The organism is Vibrio harveyi NBRC 15634 = ATCC 14126 = KCTC 12724 (assembly GCF_001591145.1).
GTDB classification, from domain to species: Bacteria; Pseudomonadota; Gammaproteobacteria; order Enterobacterales; family Vibrionaceae; genus Vibrio; species Vibrio harveyi.
This window is the reverse complement of the sequence record NZ_BCUF01000053.1, coordinates 15,054-34,143: the sequence shown is the minus strand read 5'-3', so window position 1 is coordinate 34,143 and position 19,090 is coordinate 15,054. Positions and strand designations below refer to the sequence as shown.

15 protein-coding genes are annotated in these 19,090 nt (G+C 46.0%); 8 read left to right on the top strand and 7 right to left on the bottom strand.

Features of this window, described 5'->3' with window-relative positions; all coding sequences use genetic code 11:
• Positions 1 to 101: 101 nt before the first annotated feature.
• From VHA02S_RS21170 to VHA02S_RS21160, 3 genes are read right to left on the bottom strand one after another with little or no spacing between them, the layout of a single operon-like run.
• Entirely contained in the window at positions 102 to 2,912 is a 2,811-nt protein-coding gene (locus VHA02S_RS21170; protein ID WP_038899032.1) for an Hsp70 family protein, read from the bottom strand.
• Positions 2,913 to 2,967: 55 nt separating this feature from the next.
• Complete coding sequence (locus VHA02S_RS21165) at positions 2,968 to 4,929, bottom strand: Hsp70 family protein (RefSeq protein WP_038899030.1); 1,962 nt, start codon at positions 4,927 to 4,929, stop codon at positions 2,968 to 2,970.
• A complete protein-coding gene (locus tag VHA02S_RS21160) occupies positions 4,929 to 5,561 on the bottom strand; it encodes a DUF2760 domain-containing protein (RefSeq protein ID WP_005434042.1) in 633 nt (210 codons plus the stop codon). The genes VHA02S_RS21165 and VHA02S_RS21160 overlap by 1 nt, the downstream gene beginning before the upstream one ends.
• 287 nt (positions 5,562 to 5,848) lie before the next feature.
• Between VHA02S_RS21160 and VHA02S_RS21155 the strand changes: the two genes are divergently transcribed.
• A complete protein-coding gene (locus VHA02S_RS21155; RefSeq protein ID WP_038899029.1) occupies positions 5,849 to 7,390 on the top strand; it encodes a sensor domain-containing diguanylate cyclase in 1,542 nt (513 codons plus the stop codon).
• Positions 7,391 to 7,472: 82 nt separating this feature from the next.
• The gene (locus VHA02S_RS21150) at positions 7,473 to 8,003 is read left to right on the top strand and encodes a 3'-5' exonuclease (RefSeq protein WP_005451835.1); all 531 of its coding nucleotides are present in this window, start codon (positions 7,473 to 7,475) and stop codon (positions 8,001 to 8,003) included.
• A 204-nt stretch (positions 8,004 to 8,207) separates the two neighbouring features.
• On the opposite strand, the gene VHA02S_RS21145 is transcribed toward VHA02S_RS21150, so the two are convergent.
• The 3 genes from VHA02S_RS21145 to VHA02S_RS21135 all read right to left on the bottom strand — a co-directional run bounded on the left by VHA02S_RS21145 (position 8,208) and on the right by VHA02S_RS21135 (position 11,105).
• Positions 8,208 to 8,648, bottom strand: a complete 441-nt coding sequence (locus VHA02S_RS21145) for a tellurite resistance TerB family protein (protein WP_005451837.1) — start codon at positions 8,646 to 8,648, stop codon at positions 8,208 to 8,210.
• Between the two features lie 143 nt (positions 8,649 to 8,791).
• Positions 8,792 to 10,732 carry an alkaline phosphatase D family protein gene (locus VHA02S_RS21140; protein ID WP_038899028.1) on the bottom strand — a complete coding sequence of 647 codons (1,941 nt, stop codon included), beginning with the start codon at positions 10,730 to 10,732 and terminating at the stop codon, positions 8,792 to 8,794.
• Positions 10,733 to 10,754: 22 nt separating this feature from the next.
• Positions 10,755 to 11,105 (bottom strand): VC1380 family protein, encoded by a 351-nt coding sequence (locus tag VHA02S_RS21135; RefSeq protein WP_005451841.1) that lies wholly within the window; start codon positions 11,103 to 11,105, stop codon positions 10,755 to 10,757.
• A gap of 290 nt (positions 11,106 to 11,395) precedes the next feature.
• Here VHA02S_RS21135 and VHA02S_RS21130 point away from each other — a divergent pair, with 290 nt between their 5' ends.
• The 6 genes from VHA02S_RS21130 (at position 11,396) to VHA02S_RS21105 (ending at position 18,385) form a co-directional block, all read left to right on the top strand.
• Positions 11,396 to 12,709, top strand: coding sequence for a MipA/OmpV family protein (locus tag VHA02S_RS21130; RefSeq protein ID WP_005451842.1), 1,314 nt, complete (start codon positions 11,396 to 11,398; stop codon positions 12,707 to 12,709).
• Between the two features lie 522 nt (positions 12,710 to 13,231).
• Entirely contained in the window at positions 13,232 to 15,679 is a 2,448-nt protein-coding gene (locus tag VHA02S_RS21125; RefSeq protein WP_038899027.1) for a DmsA/YnfE/YnfF family dimethyl sulfoxide reductase, read from the top strand.
• Positions 15,679 to 16,308 (top strand): DMSO/selenate family reductase complex B subunit, encoded by a 630-nt coding sequence (locus VHA02S_RS21120; protein ID WP_005433785.1) that lies wholly within the window; start codon positions 15,679 to 15,681, stop codon positions 16,306 to 16,308. Before VHA02S_RS21125 ends, VHA02S_RS21120 begins: the two co-directional genes overlap by 1 nt.
• Entirely contained in the window at positions 16,308 to 17,159 is an 852-nt protein-coding gene (locus tag VHA02S_RS21115; RefSeq protein WP_009703242.1) for a dimethyl sulfoxide reductase anchor subunit family protein, read from the top strand. The genes VHA02S_RS21120 and VHA02S_RS21115 overlap by 1 nt, the downstream gene beginning before the upstream one ends.
• Before the next feature lie 130 nt (positions 17,160 to 17,289).
• The gene (locus VHA02S_RS21110; protein ID WP_038899026.1) at positions 17,290 to 17,901 is read left to right on the top strand and encodes a TorD/DmsD family molecular chaperone; all 612 of its coding nucleotides are present in this window, start codon (positions 17,290 to 17,292) and stop codon (positions 17,899 to 17,901) included.
• Positions 17,888 to 18,385: a 4Fe-4S binding protein gene (locus VHA02S_RS21105; RefSeq protein WP_038899025.1), complete on the top strand. Its 498-nt coding sequence runs from the start codon at positions 17,888 to 17,890 to the stop codon at positions 18,383 to 18,385. Before VHA02S_RS21110 ends, VHA02S_RS21105 begins: the two co-directional genes overlap by 14 nt.
• Before the next feature lie 55 nt (positions 18,386 to 18,440).
• Here VHA02S_RS21105 and VHA02S_RS21100 read toward each other — a convergent pair whose 3' ends face one another.
• Positions 18,441 to 19,025, bottom strand: a complete 585-nt coding sequence (locus tag VHA02S_RS21100) for an FMN-dependent NADH-azoreductase (protein ID WP_005433839.1) — start codon at positions 19,023 to 19,025, stop codon at positions 18,441 to 18,443.
• Positions 19,026 to 19,090: the final 65 nt, after the last annotated feature.

Genomic DNA, 19,090 nt, shown 5'->3' with positions numbered 1-19,090 from the left:
GATCAACAGACCCTAATGAGTCGTCTTTCGTCAGCGAGTAGAATCAGATAAAACAAAGCCCTTCTCATGAAGGGCTTTGTTGCGTTTATAAGCATGGGAGCTTAGTTGTTTACCAGCGTCAGACCGCTTGGGAGTGCATCACCAAAGATACGCTTCGATTCGCTCTCAGATAGCTCTTTGACTTCTTCAACCAGTGATACCCAAGATTCAGGCACCTTGCTTTGCTTCAGCTTGGTGAGAACTTGTTCACGGTAGTCGTCTGAGATATCAAATAGGCGGTCGCCCGTCTTACGACAAATCATCACGGCTGCGAAAGCGATCATTGGCTCTTTCTGCCAGTTCTGCTCTAACAGCTTAGGCAACCATTGTTCCGCTTGTTCACGAGGAACGACGTTATGCTGGCTGCCATACAAAGGCGTACGTGATGCCAAGCGACCCATTGCCCACCAGTGCGCTTGTTCGAACTGATTCTGGTTGATTGCCTTGCTCAAGAACCACGTTGCCAATAGAACTTTGTCTTCGACTTCTAGGTGTTCAAGCGATGCCGCTAATCGAACCATGGATTCATAACCCATGTCTTGTGCCGCTTTGGCTGACTGTGGGTTTTTCATCGCGCCAGGGTGTAGGTATTTCGCGATGTCCGCCAAGATAGTCTCTTGTTGCTCTTGGCTTAAACCACCTGCGATACGACGCCAGAATACCCACCAGTCAGTCCAACCTTGATGGTTCTTGAACTGAATGTTTTGTTGGTAGAGACCCCAAACTTGCTCAATACGCCATAAGTCGGTTGGATCGCCAAAGCCCGGACGCAGTGCAAAACCTGCCAAACGAAGCCAGTTTTTCTCGTGCTGTTCAGAACGACGGCGACGTTTACGACCTTGTGCAAAGGTATCGAACAGTTGACGTAGGGTCGTGAAATCCCACTCGTCACGTTTGCCCAGTTTCTTCTCAAGATCTTTGGCTAAGGTTTTGATCTCTTTGCTTTCTGCGCTTTTCTTGTTACCGCTGTAAAGGCGAGCGATCAGCTCCTTACATTCGTTCAGTTTAGGGTGAAGCTTAACTTGCTCGCTGTCGTCGGTTTGCTTGTTACGAACTTCGAACTCCAGCTCCCAACGTTTGCTGTCATCTTCTGCGCTGACACATTCCATCTTAAGCGTGCCGACTTCGGTCAACTGACACGCCAGTTGCACTTCTACGCGCTCTTTCTGGTTGGCTTGCAGTTCGGCACCTTCACCTTCAAGGGTGGTGATATAAGGCGGCAGAGGAGCAAACAAGTCAGGATCAACGTCCACCATCACGCCGTTTTGAATGGCAGTGTTATTGGTTAAGGTGTCGTGGGTAGAAGTCAGCAGGTTAAAGCGAACAGGTTCACCTAGAGTAAGCGAGAAACGACGACCACTTAAGCGGATCTCGTGACCTTCTTCTGTACCTTTTGCAAGCAAACAGAGCGCTTTGCCCATCTTGTTCTTCTCTTGAAGGTGCAAGAAGTAAGAACGCGCTGCACCACCACCAATTTTTAACTGTGCACCACGACGTGCTTTACCAAACGCAACAGCACCTAATGCAACAGACCAATCTGGATGTGGGTTATCTAATACCGTAACCGGAGCGCCGCGCCAATCGGACAGTAGGGTAGTGACACGCTCAGTCACAAGTTCACTATTGAACACACCACCGTTGAGTAGCAAACCGACTGGAATGGCATTTTGTTTGTCGTCTTCAATGCCAAGAGCGGCACGAGCAACTTGTTGGTGTTGAGTTAAGAACTCGGCAACGTGCTTGCTCACTGCTGGGTCAGCGACGTATGGAAGACCAAACTCAACAACGGCGCTGCGGCGTTTGTCTGGCACTTCACTGAAATCAGAAAGCGGGAAGAAGCCATCTAAAGCGATTTGGTGCACTTCTTGTTTGCTCAGCCCAATACTTTTTGTTCCGCCAAGAAGTTTTGAACCGCTGCCCAGCATGGTGATTTTCACTTCTTCAGGTGCACTCGCTGAAAGTAGGTTCTCTTTCGCTTTACGCGTTTGCTGAATTAGCTTAGTCAGGCTTGCTGCAGTGAGCTTCTTACTCTGGTTGAAGCGGCTTTCCGCAAGGTGCGCTAATGCTAAGTCGAGGTTATCGCCACCCAGCATCAGGTGTTCGCCTACGCCAATACGATCAAGGGCTAGCTCATCTTGAGAAGAGAAACTGGCTTCAATCAAGCTCAAGTCGGTGGTACCACCGCCCACATCGCACACCAGTATCAGTGGCAACTCTTTGAGTTCATCAGCTGCGGTTTGCTGGTGGCGTGCGTACCAGTCGTAACATACGGCTTGTGGTTCTTCGAGCAGGACGATTTTTTTCAAACCTGCCAACTCAGCGGCTTCAAGTGTGAGCTTACGAGCGGTTTCATCGAACGACGCTGGAACGGTCACAACCACATCTTGCTCTTCTAGCTTATTGCTAGGGTGACGGTAGTTCCATGCTTGGCGAATGTGGTTGAGGTAGCTTGCGCTGGCAATGACGGGAGAGACTTTATCTACGTCTTGCGCACCAGCCCAAGGAAGAATGTCTGAGCTACGATCCACTGCTTGGTGCGATAGCCAGCTTTTAGCACTGGATACTTGACGTCCTTCCACCTTCGCGCCTAATTCACGAGCCCATTCACCCACGATCACATTACTAATGTCGCCAGAGACAGGTTCGTTTTCCCAAGGGAGTGTTAGGTCAGAAGGGGAGATTTGACCAACTGCAGGGTGATAGCGGAAAGAGGGCAGCAATGGTTTACGAACCACTTCACCCGGACCAATCAGCTGGTCGATGTCGAATAGGGATACTTCGGATTGTTCAAGGTTGTCGGTGATTTCACAATACGCCACAACAGTGTTTGTGGTGCCAAGGTCAATACCAACAAGAAAACGAGGAGATGCCATACAAACCTTCGTGTATTTAAAAACGGCACCCGATTGGATGCCGTTTGATTTCTATTTATTCTTCTTCGTTTGAGTTGCTTTTCGCGTCTTCGCGCACATCGAACTCAACATGCCATTTTTGACCGTTATCAGCGGCAATGGCTTCTAAGTAAAGCGTACCAAGCTCTGTGACGCGAGAGGCTAGGGTTACTGGAACCACTTCACCTTCACGACGACCTTCAGATACAGGCAGCGTTACTTGGATTTCTGGAAGCTCTTCAAGCTCTTCTGGTGCCCAGTAGTCTAGGTGAGTACCTGCTAGGTCATCACGACGAACGGTTGAGCCGAAGAATTGGAAGTTAACCGGTTGACCAATGATCAAACCAAACTCTTGGCTTGGTACGTCAACGCTTGAACCTTCTTCCATACCAAATGGTGCAACACAAAGTGCTTCCATTGGAGGCGCCATGCCCGGAATCGCTGGCATCGCACTTTCGATACCCACGTAGTACGCTGAAGCAATACCACCACGGATACGAACGCCCTGACCACGACGCACAGAGCCGTAGTAAGCCGCACCGCTAGCAACCGCAAGGTCTAGATCCACACCTGTTAGGCGCTTCGCCATTTCTGCATCTGCTTCAATTAGCCATTCGTTGATCGTGTCTTCTAGACGAGTTGCTAGAAGTTTCGATTTCAGAACACCACCGTTGAATAGGATTGCGGTTGGCTTGATGAAGTCAGCCGATTGCGCTGCATCCGCACCTGGCATACCAGGCATGTTAGCGAATGGGTTGAAATCTTGAGCTGCTTCTGCGCCATTTTCTGAAGTAGAAAGAGCATTGGCTTGCTTAGACAAGAACGCAGCAATGTGACGAGTAATGCCCGCATCTTGTGCGTAAGGCAGACCCATTTGCGTTAGTGCACCACGGTTACGTTGAACAGGGTGGTCAGTAATTGCAACTTGAGGGAAGAAGCCGTCAACCAGTGTTTGTTGTACTTCTTCTTGAGTCAGTTCTGTTTTCAGAGTTGCGCCAAGCAGTTTAGAGCCACGGCTTGGTACTACGATTGGCACTGACTGAAGTTCGCTGTCGTTCAATAGCGCTTCTTTCGCATCACGACATGCGTGCGTCATTGCCTGAACTTGCCATGGCTGTAACTCTTTGCCTTCTTGCGCTAGCTTCATCTTCAAGCGGTACGCAAGTGCAAGGTCCATGTTGTCACCGCCAAGTAGGATGTGTTCACCTACCGCGATGCGGTTCAGAGTTAGGTTGCCGTCGTCTTCAGTTACTTCAACCAAAGAAAGGTCGGTTGTACCACCACCGATATCGACCACAAGCACGATGTCGCCAACTTCAACTTCGTCGCGCCATTTGTCGTCGCTGTTATCAATCCAGTTGTAAAGCGCAGCTTGTGGCTCTTCTAGAAGCGTTAGGTGCACGAAACCAACGTTGCGTGCTGCTTCGGCTGTTAGATCACGAGCAGCAGGATCGAAAGAAGCAGGAACCGTAATAGTCACGTCTTGATCGGCGAGATTGTGATTTGGATTGGTGTGATTCCAAGCGTCTTTTAGGTGTTCTAGGTAAAGCTCTGTCGCGCGAAGAGGGGATACTTTTTCCACTTCTTCTGGGCTACCTGCTGGCAGGAATGCATCACGACGGTTCACACCAGCGTGGCAAAGCCAAGATTTCGCACTTGCAACAAGACGAATTGGTGTTTTTGAACCTAGGTTACGTGCAATAGCACCAACCAGAGCTTTTGGCTCGCTAGACCACGGAAGAACGCGTGATTGCGGGTTCATTTCGTGCTCGTGCGGTTGGTATAAGAAAGAGCCTAATTGGCTACGAGTCTCTACCGTGCCTGGCGCAGTAAGCTGCGGGATAGGCATTACTTCAACGCGAGCGTCTTCATCGTGTGTATCAACAAAAGACATCACACAGTGTGTTGTACCTAAGTCGATACCAACACTGAATTTAGGCGTCTGTTGAGTTTCAACAGACGCTTCTTGAGAATGGTTTTCTTGGTTCATGTGTTCCATTACAGCTCAACCTCAGCTGGAGCGATCACAGATGCATCGTAGTTCTCAGCCAGTTTAGGCAACGTCATTGATGTTGCCTTCCAACCTTTGTGAACTAGCGTGCCGTTGAATGGCGCGCTGCCTGTTACGTTGCCAGTTAGGCGGATTTCTTGTGGGTTGAAGCCTTCTTCAACCGTAATGCGAGTTTCTTCGTCTTCGTTGCGAACGTGTGCTAGCGTCACGTAGTCGTTCAGCACTTTCTGACCGCCAGTGTGGATTACGCGAGCAGCTGCGCCAACTTCTTCATCAGAGAATGACGTTAGGTCTTCTTTTAGGAAGTCAATCAGACGAGCTTCTTGCTGCATGATAGAAAGCAGCTGCATTGCAGAGTCCGTTGACGCTGTCGCAAGTTTTGATTCAACTTCTACAACACGCTCTACGACTTTCTCAACTTCCACTACTTTTTCTACTTCAACGATCTTCTCAACTGGCTTCTCAACCTCGACGATTTTCTCGACCGGTTTTTCTACCACTTTCTCAATCACTTTAGATTTACGAGATACTGCGATCAGAAGAAGCAAAACGCTCGAAGCCGCTAGACCTGCGTGAAGCATATCGAACGTTTGAGGAATTAGGTTCAAATCAATGTTCATGACATTTTTCTCTTTCTATTGATTTATTGGCGCTTAGTATTGGCTCACACATGTTTACTAAAGAGATCGGCTTTGCGACCTGCACCAAGTTTAGACATTAAAATGATGGTGGATGGTAGCATATTCAAGGCTTAAGACTGTAATAATTCGTGAATATACCGCATGATTAGCATGAAAAATCAACGATTAGATGGGGACGCAAACGTTGTTGCTTGATGTTTACCCACATGTGGCGCAGTATTTCCATCATTATCGAAGCATGACACGCAAAAAACGTGGAACAATAAATGACATATAGCACGGCTCAACAGAGCATTTTCAAACGGTACTCTGCTTCTATTGTAGCTTTTATTGCAGTCGTTATTGTCACTGCGGGCATGGTTGGTGTCGCTTATAAAATACAACAGCGTTACACCATGACCATTTTCGATACCCTGGCAGATCGCCAAGCGGAATCTCTTAAACTGGCAGTAGAAAACGATCTTGAGTTCATCGGCGCTGGTGCAAACTTTTTCCATTCCGTTGATAAGTCATACTGGACACAATTTCCTTACTACGCAAAACAAGTCGTCGAAAGTTCACAGAGCTTGGTTGGCTTGCAATGGATGCAACGTGTTGAACCAAGTGAGCTCGACGTCTATTTGGCGAAAACTCGTCAAATTTTCCCTGATTTTGACATCTTTACAGTACCGAAAGATGGTGAGAAGACGTTTGGTTACATCTTGAAAGACCAAGCTCCTGCATACATAGCGACTGATATTTATCCAAGAACTGAAACTAACTTGTCTTTGCTTGGCTTTTATTCTTCACGTTTGCGTTTCGAACTGATCCTAGATGACATTATTACCCACGATCGAGCCAATATTTCAGACAAAGTCCGATTACTTCAAGACGGATACGACAAGTCATTAGAGAAAAGTGGTCTGTTGGTTTACCACCCGGTATTTAGCTATGACAAACACAAGCTACTTGGTGTCGTTGTTGGGGTAGTGCGCAGTACTGTCTATTTTGATCAATTGATTACCAAAACCGCGACGGAATTGGATATGTCTGTAAAAGTTGAAGACAAGGGCTTTGATGCTTACGACGACCCTCTATTGTTCAAAAGCTCAAACTGGGATGAGCTGCACGGCAAAGTTATTAGTCGCACGATTCAACTGCCAAATCGCGAATGGCGTGTTGAGTTTAAGCTGTCTGAATCCGTTTCGGCGTGGGAGCGTTCTGTCCTTTATGGGACCGGTATTGCGGGTTTAGTCATTGCTATCTTGATCAGCTATATCGTCAATCTTCAATCACGTGAAAAAGAACGTCTTGCGGTGATGCTTGATAACAAAACGGTTGAGCTAAAACGCATGGCGGAGTTGGATCCATTGACCCAATTGCTTAACCGACGCGTATTTAACGATAACTTACTGCACTACATTAATAGTGGAGTTGAGTTTTCTTTAGTGGGTTTCGATATTGACCGCTTTAAAGTGATTAACGATAAGTACGGTCATTTAGCCGGAGATGAAGCGTTATTGCACGTAACCAAGCTTGTGAATGCTAACTTGCTCGATGGTGATCGTTTCTACCGAGCAGGTGGCGATGAGTTCTGCATTTTATCTAGAGTGACGGATAAGGAAGAACTAGCCGCCTATCTGGAGAAGTTGCGCGGTATTGTCGCAAGTTCGCCATTTGAATATGAAAGTACACCGATCATTTGTTCTTTGAGCATTGGCGCTGCGGTACATAACAACGAAGATCCTGAGAGCTTATTCCATAAAATGGACGTGCAACTTTACCAAAGTAAGAAAAATGGTCGAAACTCTGTATCGATCGGCGATTAATTCAGCGAGCAAATTCGAGTTTTGAGATTCGTTACGGTAGAATCTCACGCTTTCAAATTTACGTTAGGAATCAAGACAAACTATGAACCATAACCGTATCGTCTGCTTCGATTTAGAAATGTGCTGCTGGAATGAAAACGGCGTGGGTCGTACAGGCGAGATCATTGAAGTTGGTTTGGCGGAAATAGATTTGTCGAAAGGTGAAATCGTTAAGCGCGCGCAATACTACGTGAAACCTGAGCATGATGAAGTGTCCCTGTTTTGTGCAGAGTTAACTGGCATCACACCACGTAAGATTGAAAAGCAAGGTCGACCATTAGAAGAAGTGCTTAAGTCGATGCTAAAGAACTTTGGTGGTCGTAATAAGATCTATGCTTCATGGGGGCGCGATGATCTTATCTTGCTTGAAGAATGCCAACAAAAGGGCATTGACGCGCCATTTACCGAGTTCATCAACTTAGCGACGTTGTACCGAATCCAAAACCGTCTTAAAGATAAGCGCATTGGTCATAAAGCGGCGCAAGAAGCAAAAGGCATTGAGTGGGAAGGTCGCCAGCACTCGGGCTATGTTGACGCTTACAACTTGGCGAAACTAGCACTGACCATGCTATAAGTTTCTGTTTTCATAAATCTTTCATTGGATTTCAGTCTGCTCGTCATAAGCCAGTACTAAGTTAGTTTTAAATAACAACAATGTTGGCTAGTCTCTTGCGGAGATGACGATGTTTGATTCGGTCTAATCCAGACTAGAGACACAAAAAACGCGCTCATGTAGCGCGTATTTTTATTGGTTCTTACTGTTTATGGAGACTGGGCTTCACTGAGATTGCAATTTCGCTCGAATAAAATCGCTGTGGTCTACATAGAGCAGCTCCGCTGTTTTGCGAATTACGGCATCTTCCAATGGGTCAATTTCACCGTCAGCGTACGCCACTTCCCACATACTCTTGATCAGTTCATAGCGGGTTTCTTGTGAAAGCTCACGCAGTTGGGACGTAAAGTCATAAAGGGAAGTCGACTCACTCGATCTGTTTTGAGCCTGATTCAGTAGGGTGTCGGTCTCTTCTTCTGTTAGGGAAAGCAATTTCATGATCAAAGAGCGTTTGGTTGCTTGCTCTCTTTCATCGATTTGATGGTCCGCACCAGCTACTTCACAAAGCAAACATGCTATCGCCATATTGGGTGACAGTGTGTTGGATTGGCTAAGGTCCGAGCCTTCTATAAGTTGTTTAAATAATGAAGTAAGCGAATTAAACATGTTGAGCACCAAGCTGTTATCTATTTATTTAAGATGGTAATGGTTTGAGCAAATCTCAAGGTCTTGATTGAATTTGATCAAGATCTCATACGATTGAGATGACATTTTTGCTCAATACAGTATTTGACCGCCAAAAAGCGGATTTATTCCTCAACCTTTGTAGGCGGGAAATGTATTGAATCACCTTCACCAGTTAAAATACTGATATTGCTTGGCTTTCCGTCCTCATCCAATCTCAGCTCGCCAATTGCACTTTGGTTCACTAATCTGTAAAAATTGTGGTTACTTGGCGCACGCTTAAAAATCTTCAAACGCTTACGTTTGGTGAAGAAGTTTAGCGGTGAACGGGGGCTATAAAGCAAACGGTCCATGGCATCACACGCTGTCAGCAGTTGCGCTGGGAACTGGTTCTTAATCCCACTACATGTGATTTGATAGATATTTGGACTATTGCGACGGAAACGCAACTTGATGTCATAAGCGAAAGAGTAGTGCACATCACCAGACAGAATGACAAAGTTAGTCGGGGTTTTGGTGTGAGTGAAAATACTGATCAAGGTATTCGCACTGCCTGGATGCGCCATCCAGTTTTCTGCGTCAATCAGCAACGGCTGACCAAAACTGGTCATGATGCGTTGCAATGTTTCAATAAACTTCACACCAAACATGGGTGCGGCAGAGACGATGATCACTTTGTCTTGATGCATCAGCTCTTGTTGGAACTCAATCAAGGCTTCCCAATCCATCAAACCCGATGGTTTATTCATGCGTGATTCTGAACGCCAGCGGCGAGTACGTGTATCCAATACCACCACTTTTGGTGAGGTGTGAATCGTGTAGTGCCAATCTTCAAAACGATAGAGGTACTTTATGAACTCGTCTTGAGATTCTGAAGTCAGCTCTTCAAAGTAACGGCGCGCATGCTCCATAAACGGGGCGTTGAATTTTTCTGGCGCGTTACCCCAACCTTGGCACAACCAATAAGCGATCAGACTGTTGCCGATGATTCGGCGCGAGAAGAGATTTTCAGTCGCTGCTTTTTCCCAGCCAACCGTTAGGTTCCAATCGTCGGTGACGTCATGGTCATCAAAGATCATGTAGGTCGGTACGTGAGCTAGCAAACGCTGAGCTTTATCTAACCCTGCGACAAATGCATCGATGTGAACCTTCTCATCGCGCCAATGTTGTTGCCATTTCGGCTCTAAAGCTTTTCCGCCGGTCGTGAATTTTCTATCCAATAAACGTTCACGATTGACTAATGTCCAAGGTACTGGAGACCAAACGAGTAAGTACATCGCAAAAAGCTCGGCAAAGCTGATGAGGTGGTTTTTACATTCGCGCGAGCTAAAAATGGGTGTGCCACGATGTGGGAAGAGCTTGGTGAGTATGCTTCCATCGTCAACATAGTGGGGCAGAATGTTATCCCTGCCATAAAAACAATCTGGGCTTTGATACAGCTCTTGCGTGTTTTTAATTGGCGCTTGGTCGAACTCTTCATCAGGCAAGCCTAGCAACTCGACTAATTGCTCAATCGCATCCAGCATTGGACCTGCGACATGATCGGCATAGATTTGGTCGCCGCTCATGATGAGCATATCAGGGCGGTCTTCTATTGGTTGGCTAGCAACTTTTGCGTCAGCTTGGACCAGAGTGTCTTTACTAAAATGATGTGGGTTACGACAAGAGCCATGCAGAACATAATCGGCTTTTTCACTGATTAGGAATTCGACACCTTGCACTGAATCTGTGTCTTCACCGTAGACCAATTGGGGCATCAATTCGGTCAATAAACCGGATTGAGTATGGAGTTGATAACGCAATGCTTTATGGGTAGGAAATTCGCCTTGTAACGTCAGCATGCAAACCCAAGCACGTTTGCCTACTTGCAAAAGATGTTCTGCTGATACGGGCTTGGAATAGTATTGTTCACCAGTGTTCGCATCGCTGATTTCAACCAAACCTTCGAGAGGTTGCGTGGTCACCAACCAAATATTCACTTCCGTCGCGGTAACTTTTCTTAAAATTGGACCGGCAACAACCAGAGGAAGGGAGGAAAGTTCGTTGGTATTGAGCGATGTTGGCAAAGTGGTACCTTACTATTCTGGATCAGTGTTCTGAGTCTTCTTCGAGTATTTCGATAACTTGTGAGCTGCTAAGTTCATGTCCCATCAGAAATAAACCTAACATTGCGTCGGCTTTTGAAGCGTTGTCGCTGTCTTCATCGAGAATTTGTTGTAGGCGAGTTCGAATCAAGTCAATTTCGTGCTCAACGAAGCCGCGACCTTCTTCTTCACCCTGACCATCTTCCGGTGCATTATCGAAGTGTAAAAACAGCATATCACCATCGAGTGTGGTGTTTTCCAAGCGTTCTGGTAGCCATTCTTCACCCATCACGATATCGGGGTCGCTACCTTCCGGCAAGTTGTTGATAATGGAGATGAGTTCAGATGCTTTCACGATTAACTGCGGCTTTGATCATTGGTTTTCTATTGTATCGGCGAATCTGGCAAAAATCTAAATCTCATTGACGAGAGAAGAGAGAAATTTGACCGTTTCCCGTTTGATTGTGTGCAGAGTAATCAACTTAGCCAAAAGTGCAGTGTGTAGGAGGTTAACTTATTGCCAGTGTTAACTGGTAGGGCTTGCTCTTTGGTGTATAAAGCAAAATTTTCACAGATAGGCGGGTAAAGTCAGATATACTCTTTCTCATTCGAGACCTTCTCAAATAACAGTGACATAGAGGAACTATGAAACACGTATTAACAGTATCGCTGGCATGTTCTGGTTTATTGCTTAGTGGTGCTGCTTTAGCGGAGTCAAAAAACGCAGAGCAAGAGTGGGGGATTGCAGCGATGTACCGTACTGCTTCAATTCCATTTTATACTGCCAATGACGACTCAACAGTGAGCACGTTTGTGCCGATGATGTTCTTTGAAAACGAGCATCTCTACATTGACGGTATTGAAGGTGGGGTGTTCTTGTATGATGAGAGTGACTCCGATTGGCGTGCAAGTGCGATTATGCGCCTGCGCTTTGTAGATATCCCGAAGTCCATTCAAAATGCCTTCGAAGGGGATCGCGTCGATTTTGGTGGTCAGATTCGTTACAACTTTGACGAAAACTGGCGTGCTGAATTTGAAGTGATGGCGGATGACGAATTCCAGTTTCATTCTAACTACCGAATCGCTGCTAACTATGAGTTTGGCGATTGGGAATTAGAGCCCTCTTTTACAATTCGTTATAAAGACGCCGACTTCAACAGCTCGTACTACTCATTCAAAGACGCGACGGGGGAGAAAATTGGTGCGGGTATTGATGCTAACTTAGGTATCAAAGCACGTTACCACGTGATTTCTAACTTGTATCTCTTGGGTGAAACTAGCGTTACTCGCCTAGACAGTGAAGCATACCATAGCCAAATCGTAGAAGACCGTTACCAAGGTGAAGTCTTTGTTGGCTTTGGTTTCTTCAACGATAAAGGCAAAGAACGTAAGTCTGATTTACGAAATCGCCCATATCTAAGAGTCGCACACGGTTGGGCTACGCCTTCTAATATGGGTGACATCTTCAAACTTAATGCCGAGAAAGATGAGTACAATAACCAAATGACCTCTTTCTTCTATGGGCACCCATTGACGGATGAGTTGTTTGGCTTACCTTTGGATATTTACCTAACGCCAGGTCTTGTTCATCACTGGTCTTCTGATGTGCAATCCTCCAGTACCGAATATGTTGTGGCGATTAAGGCTTACTACACGTTCAATTGGCCGACGAAGTGGCGATTTGGTGTGGCAGAAGGTATGTCTTACATCGATAATATTACTTACATAGAAGCAACAGAAATGGAAGAGAAGGGTTATACGCCAAGTAACTTACTTAACTATTTAGACTTTTCAGTTGATGTGAACGTTGGCGACCTGTTCAACCAAAAAGATTGGGAGAACATGTGGGTGGGTTACTCATTGCATCATCGCAGTGCGATTTTCGAGAACGCTTCCCAGTTTGGTCGCATTAAAGGCGGGAGTAACTACAATACGATCTACTTCCAGTACGATTTTTAATCTCAGCTCAAAATAAACACCAAAAGCCTCATATTGACATGAGGCTTTTTTAATTTTATTAATTGGTAATTATTCTTATTCCCATTCTTCTGTATTTGTATTTTTTATTTATTTAATTCAAAAATCATTTTTATATTTAATCGAATTGACACCCTTCTGACCTATTAATATTCCATTAATAAAAAATCTCGAAATGAAATATAAGATTACGTTTAATCGTTTTTATAAATTGATGGGGGTCAAACTTATTAACCATTAAATCTACAAGGATATCGATAGTGGTAGCTCGTCATGCCTTAGTTGCTCAAGGCTTATGCGTTCTGGCTTAATTAATGGTTTTGTAGAAATGTTATTTTGATTTGCTTTGTGTATTAATCAAAATGAAATTAGATATTTTCAATGAATGCCTATTTTGAAAATACAATCTCTATGTCATTTATTTCTAATGAGTGTTCTTTCCCCACTTATAGCCATTAATTAAGCGCCACTACCAAATTCAAAAACGTAATTTAGGAAAAAACCATGAGTCAAAATGGTAAGTTTAATATTACTCGGCGTGATGCTTTAAAGGGTGGTTCTGCACTTGGCGCTTTAGCGTTAGCAGGAAACGCACTTTCTCTCCCGTTTGCAACTAAAGCAGTTGCCAAAGAAACGCCAGCGAAACCAAATGAAAAAATTGTCTGGTCGGCATGTACCGTTAACTGTGGTTCGCGTTGTCCGCTTCGTATGCACGTGGTCGACGGTGAAATCAAATGGGTAGAAACCGATAACACGGGTGATGATGTGTATAACCACAACCATCAAGTTCGTGCTTGTTTGCGTGGTCGCTCTATGCGTCGCCGTGTTTACTCGCCAGACCGTTTGAAATACCCACTTCTTCGCGTTGGTAAACGTGGTGAAGGTAAGTTCAAACGTATCACTTGGGACGAAGCCTTTGACCTCATTGGTGACAATCTAAAACGTATCATTAAAGACTACGGTAATGACGCGGTTTACCTAAACTACGGTACGGGTACCTTGGGTGGTACGGTAACTAAGAGTTGGGATCCAAGCGCGACATTGGTTGCACGTATGATGAACCTCTGTGGTGGCTACCTGAACCACTATGGTGACTACTCAGCAGCGAACATTGAATGTATGTCTGAGTATTTCTACGGCACTTGGGTAGACAACAACTCGATTGACGACGTACAAAACGCAGATCTTTGTCTGATGTTTGGTAACAACCCTGCAGAAACTCGTATGTCGGGCGGTGGTCAGGTTCATAACTACGTGGACGCAAAAAACATCAGCCACACACGTACGATCTGTATCGACCCTCGTTACACCGATACTGCCGCGGGTCGTGAAGACCAATGGGTACCAATCAAGCATGGTACTGACGCTGCACTGATCGCTGCTATCGCACATGTATTGATTAGCGAAGATAAAGTCGACCAAGACTTCCTTGACCGTTACTGTGTGGGTTACGATCGCAAAACACTGCCTGCGTCAGCGCCAGAAAACGGCAGCTACAAAGATTACATCATGGGCACAGGTCCAGATGGTATCGAGAAAACACCAGAGTGGGCACAGCCAATCACAGGTATTCCTGCTGATGTGATCTTGAAACTTGCGCGTGAAATCGGCGATGCAAAACGCATTTACATCACCCAAGGTTGGGGTCTACAACGTTCAGCAAATGGTGAGCAAGCGTGTAAAGCGATCATGATGCTGTCTCTGCTTCGTGGTCAGGTTGGTCTACAAGGTGGTGGTACTGGTGCTCGTGAGGGTAACCACTCATACCCATTCCAACGCTTCCCGAAAGTGCCAAACCCGATCAGCGCTTCTATCCCTATGTTCCTTTGGACAGACGCGATTTTCCGTGGCACTGAGATGACCGATCTTACTGACGGCATTAAAGGCGTTCAACAGCTACAAAACAACATCAAGTTCATCTGGAACTACGCAGGTAACTGTCTGATTAACCAACACTCAGACATCAACCGCACACACGAAATTCTTCAAGATGAAAAAGCGTGTGAAATGATTGTGGTGATCGACAACCACATGACCTCTTCTGCGAAGTATGCCGATATCGTACTGCCAGACTGTACAACCTCAGAGCAATCGGATTTCTGTATGGATGGTGCGGCAGCGTCAATGCCTTACTTCATCTTTGCAAGCCAAGCGATTCAGCCTCGTTTCGAATGTAAGCCAATCTACGACATCATGTCTGGTGTGGCGAAGCGCATGGGCGTGTTTGATGAATTTACTGAAGGTCGCACTCAAGAAGAGTGGCTACAGTGGATGTATGCTCAGACCGTTAAACAAAACAACGATCCAAACCTGCCGTCTTACGATGAGATGAGAAAGCAGGGCATCTACAAGAAGCAATTCGACCGTCCATATGTGGCGTTTGAAGACTTCCGTCGTGACCCAGAAGCGAATCCGTTGCCTTCACCGTCAGGTAAGATTGAGATCTACTCAGAGACCCTCGCGAAGATCAATGAAGAATGGGAACTGGACGAAGATGAGTCCATCAAGCCATTGCCTGAATACGTTTCGACGTTCAACGGCTGGGATTCACCAGATCGTAAAGAGTTCCCACTCCAGCTAACGGGTTTCCACTACAAAGCTCGTGCGCACTCTACGTACGGTAACGTGGACATCCTAAAAGCAGCGGCACCACAGGAACTTTGGATTAACCCGATTGATGCAGCGTCACGCAACATCGATAACGGCGATTTGGTCAGCGTGCGCAGCAAGTTCGGTGAAATGAACGTTCGTGTAAAAGTGACCCCACGCATCATGCCGCATGTGGTTGGTTTAGGTGAGGGCGCATGGTATGCACCAAACGCAAAAGGTGTTGACCAAGCGGGCTCAATCAACGTGCTGACAACACAACGTCCAAGCCCATTGGCAAAATCAAACCCGAGCCATACCAACCTCGTTGAAGTGACGCTAATTAAGAAAATGGGGGCTAAATAATGAGCACAGCGAAGCAGTATGGCTTTTACATTGATTCAAGCAAATGTACTGGCTGCAAAACATGTCAGCTCTCTTGTAAAGACAACAAAGATCTGGGTATCGACCGTAACTTCCGTCGTGTTTACGAATACGTAGGCGGCAACTGGACGGAAGAAAACGGCGCGTTCCGTCAAAACGTGTTCGCGTACTACCTATCGATCTCTTGTAACCACTGTACTAACCCTGCGTGTACCAAGGTTTGTCCATCAGGTGCAATGCACAAGCGTGAAGAAGACGGCTTTGTTGTTGTCGATGAAAGCGTGTGTATCGGCTGTAAATCTTGTCACATGGCATGCCCATACGGCGCACCTCAATACAGCGAAGAAAAAGGTCACATGACTAAGTGTGATGGCTGTTACGAACGTGTCGCAGAAGGCTTAATGCCAGTGTGTGTTGATAGCTGTCCATTGCGTGCGATTGAGTTTGGTCCAATTGATGAGCTACGCGCGAAATACGGTTCAAACGCGGATGTGGCACCACTGCCAGATTCTCGCATTACGAGCCCGAACCTGATCGTGAAGCTAAATCCAAATGGTCGTCCAACCAATGACCGCACTGGTTTCCTACAGAATCCAAGAGAGGTGAAATAATGTTATACGAAGCACCATTAGTTGCCTTTACGGTTCTTGCTCAAACAGCGGTTGGCGCGCACCTAACGGTTAACGCATTCGAGAAATTCGGTAAGCCACCACGCGTGACAGAACCTCGTATGAACATCGCTCGTTTCGCTATCTTGGTTGTAATGGGCTTGGGTTTCTTGTTCTCAACCACTCACTTAGGTAGCCCGCTTCGTGCCTTCAACGCATTAAACCGTGTTGGCAGTGCGGCGCTATCTAACGAGATCTTAACGGGTGCAAGCTTTCTGTCTCTAGCGGGTTTGTACTGGTTGCTAACGATTCTAAAAATCGGTAGCGAAGGCGTTCGCAAAATCGTGAACTGGTTGTCTATCGCCGTTGGCGTGATTTTCATGTTCGCGATGGCAAATGTTTACCAAATCGAAACGGTACCAGCATGGTACTCACCAATGACAACGGTTGCGTTTTGGTTCACGGTCGTGACTTCGGGTCTGATGTTTGGTTACACGCTGATCAACGTATTGGACGTGACGGCTGAGAAAACCAATCGTCGCCTAATGTGGGCTGGTGTAAGTCTGATTGCGCTGAACCTAGCGTTCTCAGTAATGCAGACGATTTACTTTGCAGGTATCTCAACGGCGATTCACAGTGGCTTGGATCAAATCACCATGCTATCTGGCTATGTTGCTGGTCATGTTTTGTTGCTTGTGGTTGCTGCTGCTCTTTGGGTATTCGCTGAGTTGTTTACCGCAGAAGGTCGTCAGAAGAACTTACTAGTTATCGTGGCATTCGTTGCATTGTTCGTTGCAGAGATTCTAGGTCGCAATGTGTTCTACGGCATGCACTTTACATCTGGTTTGTACTGATAGCCGTTATTTGTGCTGATAACCATTATTTGTACTGATAACAATTAGCAGAGTGGGGCGAGTGTTCGTCCCACCTCTTTTCCGTTTTACTTAATCGAAGAATAAAAACACCAGTCATCAAAGGTACTTCATGCAAATTTCTCAACTTGAACCACAAGATACCAGCATCGTTCTTAAGCTGTTTGGTGCACTGTTTTACTACCAACCAAAAGATTACCCAGCGGCGAATCTCGATACGTTGCTAAGCAATACTGATACACCAATTGAAGCGCTTAATGACATGCTACGCAGCTTTCAAAACGAGAGCGAAGAGGCACTGCAAATGGAGCACGATCGCATGTTTGCCGGTATTGGTGAGATGCCAGCGCCACCTTGGGGTTCGGCTTATCTAGATAAAGAAGCGGTGTTGTTTGGTGAATCAACCATTGAATATCGTTACTTCTTGCAGCGTTGTGGTTTTGCTTTGGAATCTGACCAACGTGAGCCAGAAGACCAGATCGGCTTGATGCTGATGGTGTTAGGCATGTTGATTGAAACTGAACAGCAAAAACTGGCGGCTGAAATGCTGCGCGAGCACTTGATGCCGTGGTTTGGCTTTTTCAACAAGCGCTTCAAAAAAGCAGTGACTCTTGCGCCTTACTCAAAACTGTCGAACCTTACTGAAGAATTACTTCAATCCTTGAGTGAGCAATACCAAGTCGTTGTGCCTGCAAAGAGAGATTACTCGGATGCGCCAGTCTGAATCGGTTGATCTAAGTAAGCGACGTCTGTTTTCGTTTCGTCGCGCACCAGTGGAACAAGCTCAAGAGCCTCGTGTAAAAGCGAGACCGCCGTATGCGGTGGAAGAGTCGATGTTCACTCGGCTTTGTGATGGATGCGGAAAGTGTGCTTCTGCATGTCCTAGCCAAATCATAGAAATGGTTGATGGCGTAGCCGCGTTAGACATCAGCTACTCGGCATGTGATTTATGCGGCGCGTGTAAGTCAGCGTGCCCTACATTGGCGCTTTCTAACCAAACAGAGTCTACAGGCTTGATAGCAACTATCTCGAACAGCTGCGAAAACTTATACGGTTATTGCGGTAGTTGCGACGACAGTTGCCAATATGATGCTTTGCAATGGCAAGACGACGCCAAACCTAAAATTGACGCTGCCAAATGCAAAGGTTGCGGACAATGCGCGCAAAGTTGCTACAACAGCATCATTAGCTTTGACTTAAAACGATAAAAAAGGGATTGGCGCGAACCAATCCCTTTTTGTTTGTATTCAATTCTATTCAATCTTACGCCAAGGTTGCCAATTGGCTTTGCGCGTCTGAAATGCCTTTTGCTGCTGCGTCTTCGCCCATGTTTAGCGCTTCTGCGTAAACAAACTCCACATCCGTGATACCAACAAAGCCCAATACTGTGCGTAGGTACGGTGTCATGCTGTCGGTTGGTGAGTCTTTATGAAGACCGCCACGGGTGGTGACTACGATTGCTTTCTTACCTTCAATCAAACCTTGAACGCCATTTTCTGTGTATTTGAATGTCACGCCTGCACGAGCAATCAAATCAATCCAGTTTTTAAGCTGAGTTGGAATCGTAAAGTTGTACATTGGTGCTGCGATAACCAAAGTATCTGCTGCTTTGATTTCTTCAATTAAGGTATCAGATAGGTCAACCACCGCTTGTTGCTCTTGTGAAAGATCTTCTGTTGCACGTAGTGCTGTTGCAACGGAAAAGTCTAAAACTGGCAGTGGATTTGCAGCTAAGTCACGAACAGTTAGCTTATCTTGGTCTACATTTTTGATGAAGTCTTCAACCAGTTTGTTTGATTGAGAGTAATCGCCAAGGATGCTTGATTTAAGAGCTAGTACACGAGACATATGGATTTCCTTTAATAAGTGCTTTCGGCTATGTGATGCATTATAGGCAATGCTCAGCGACTCAA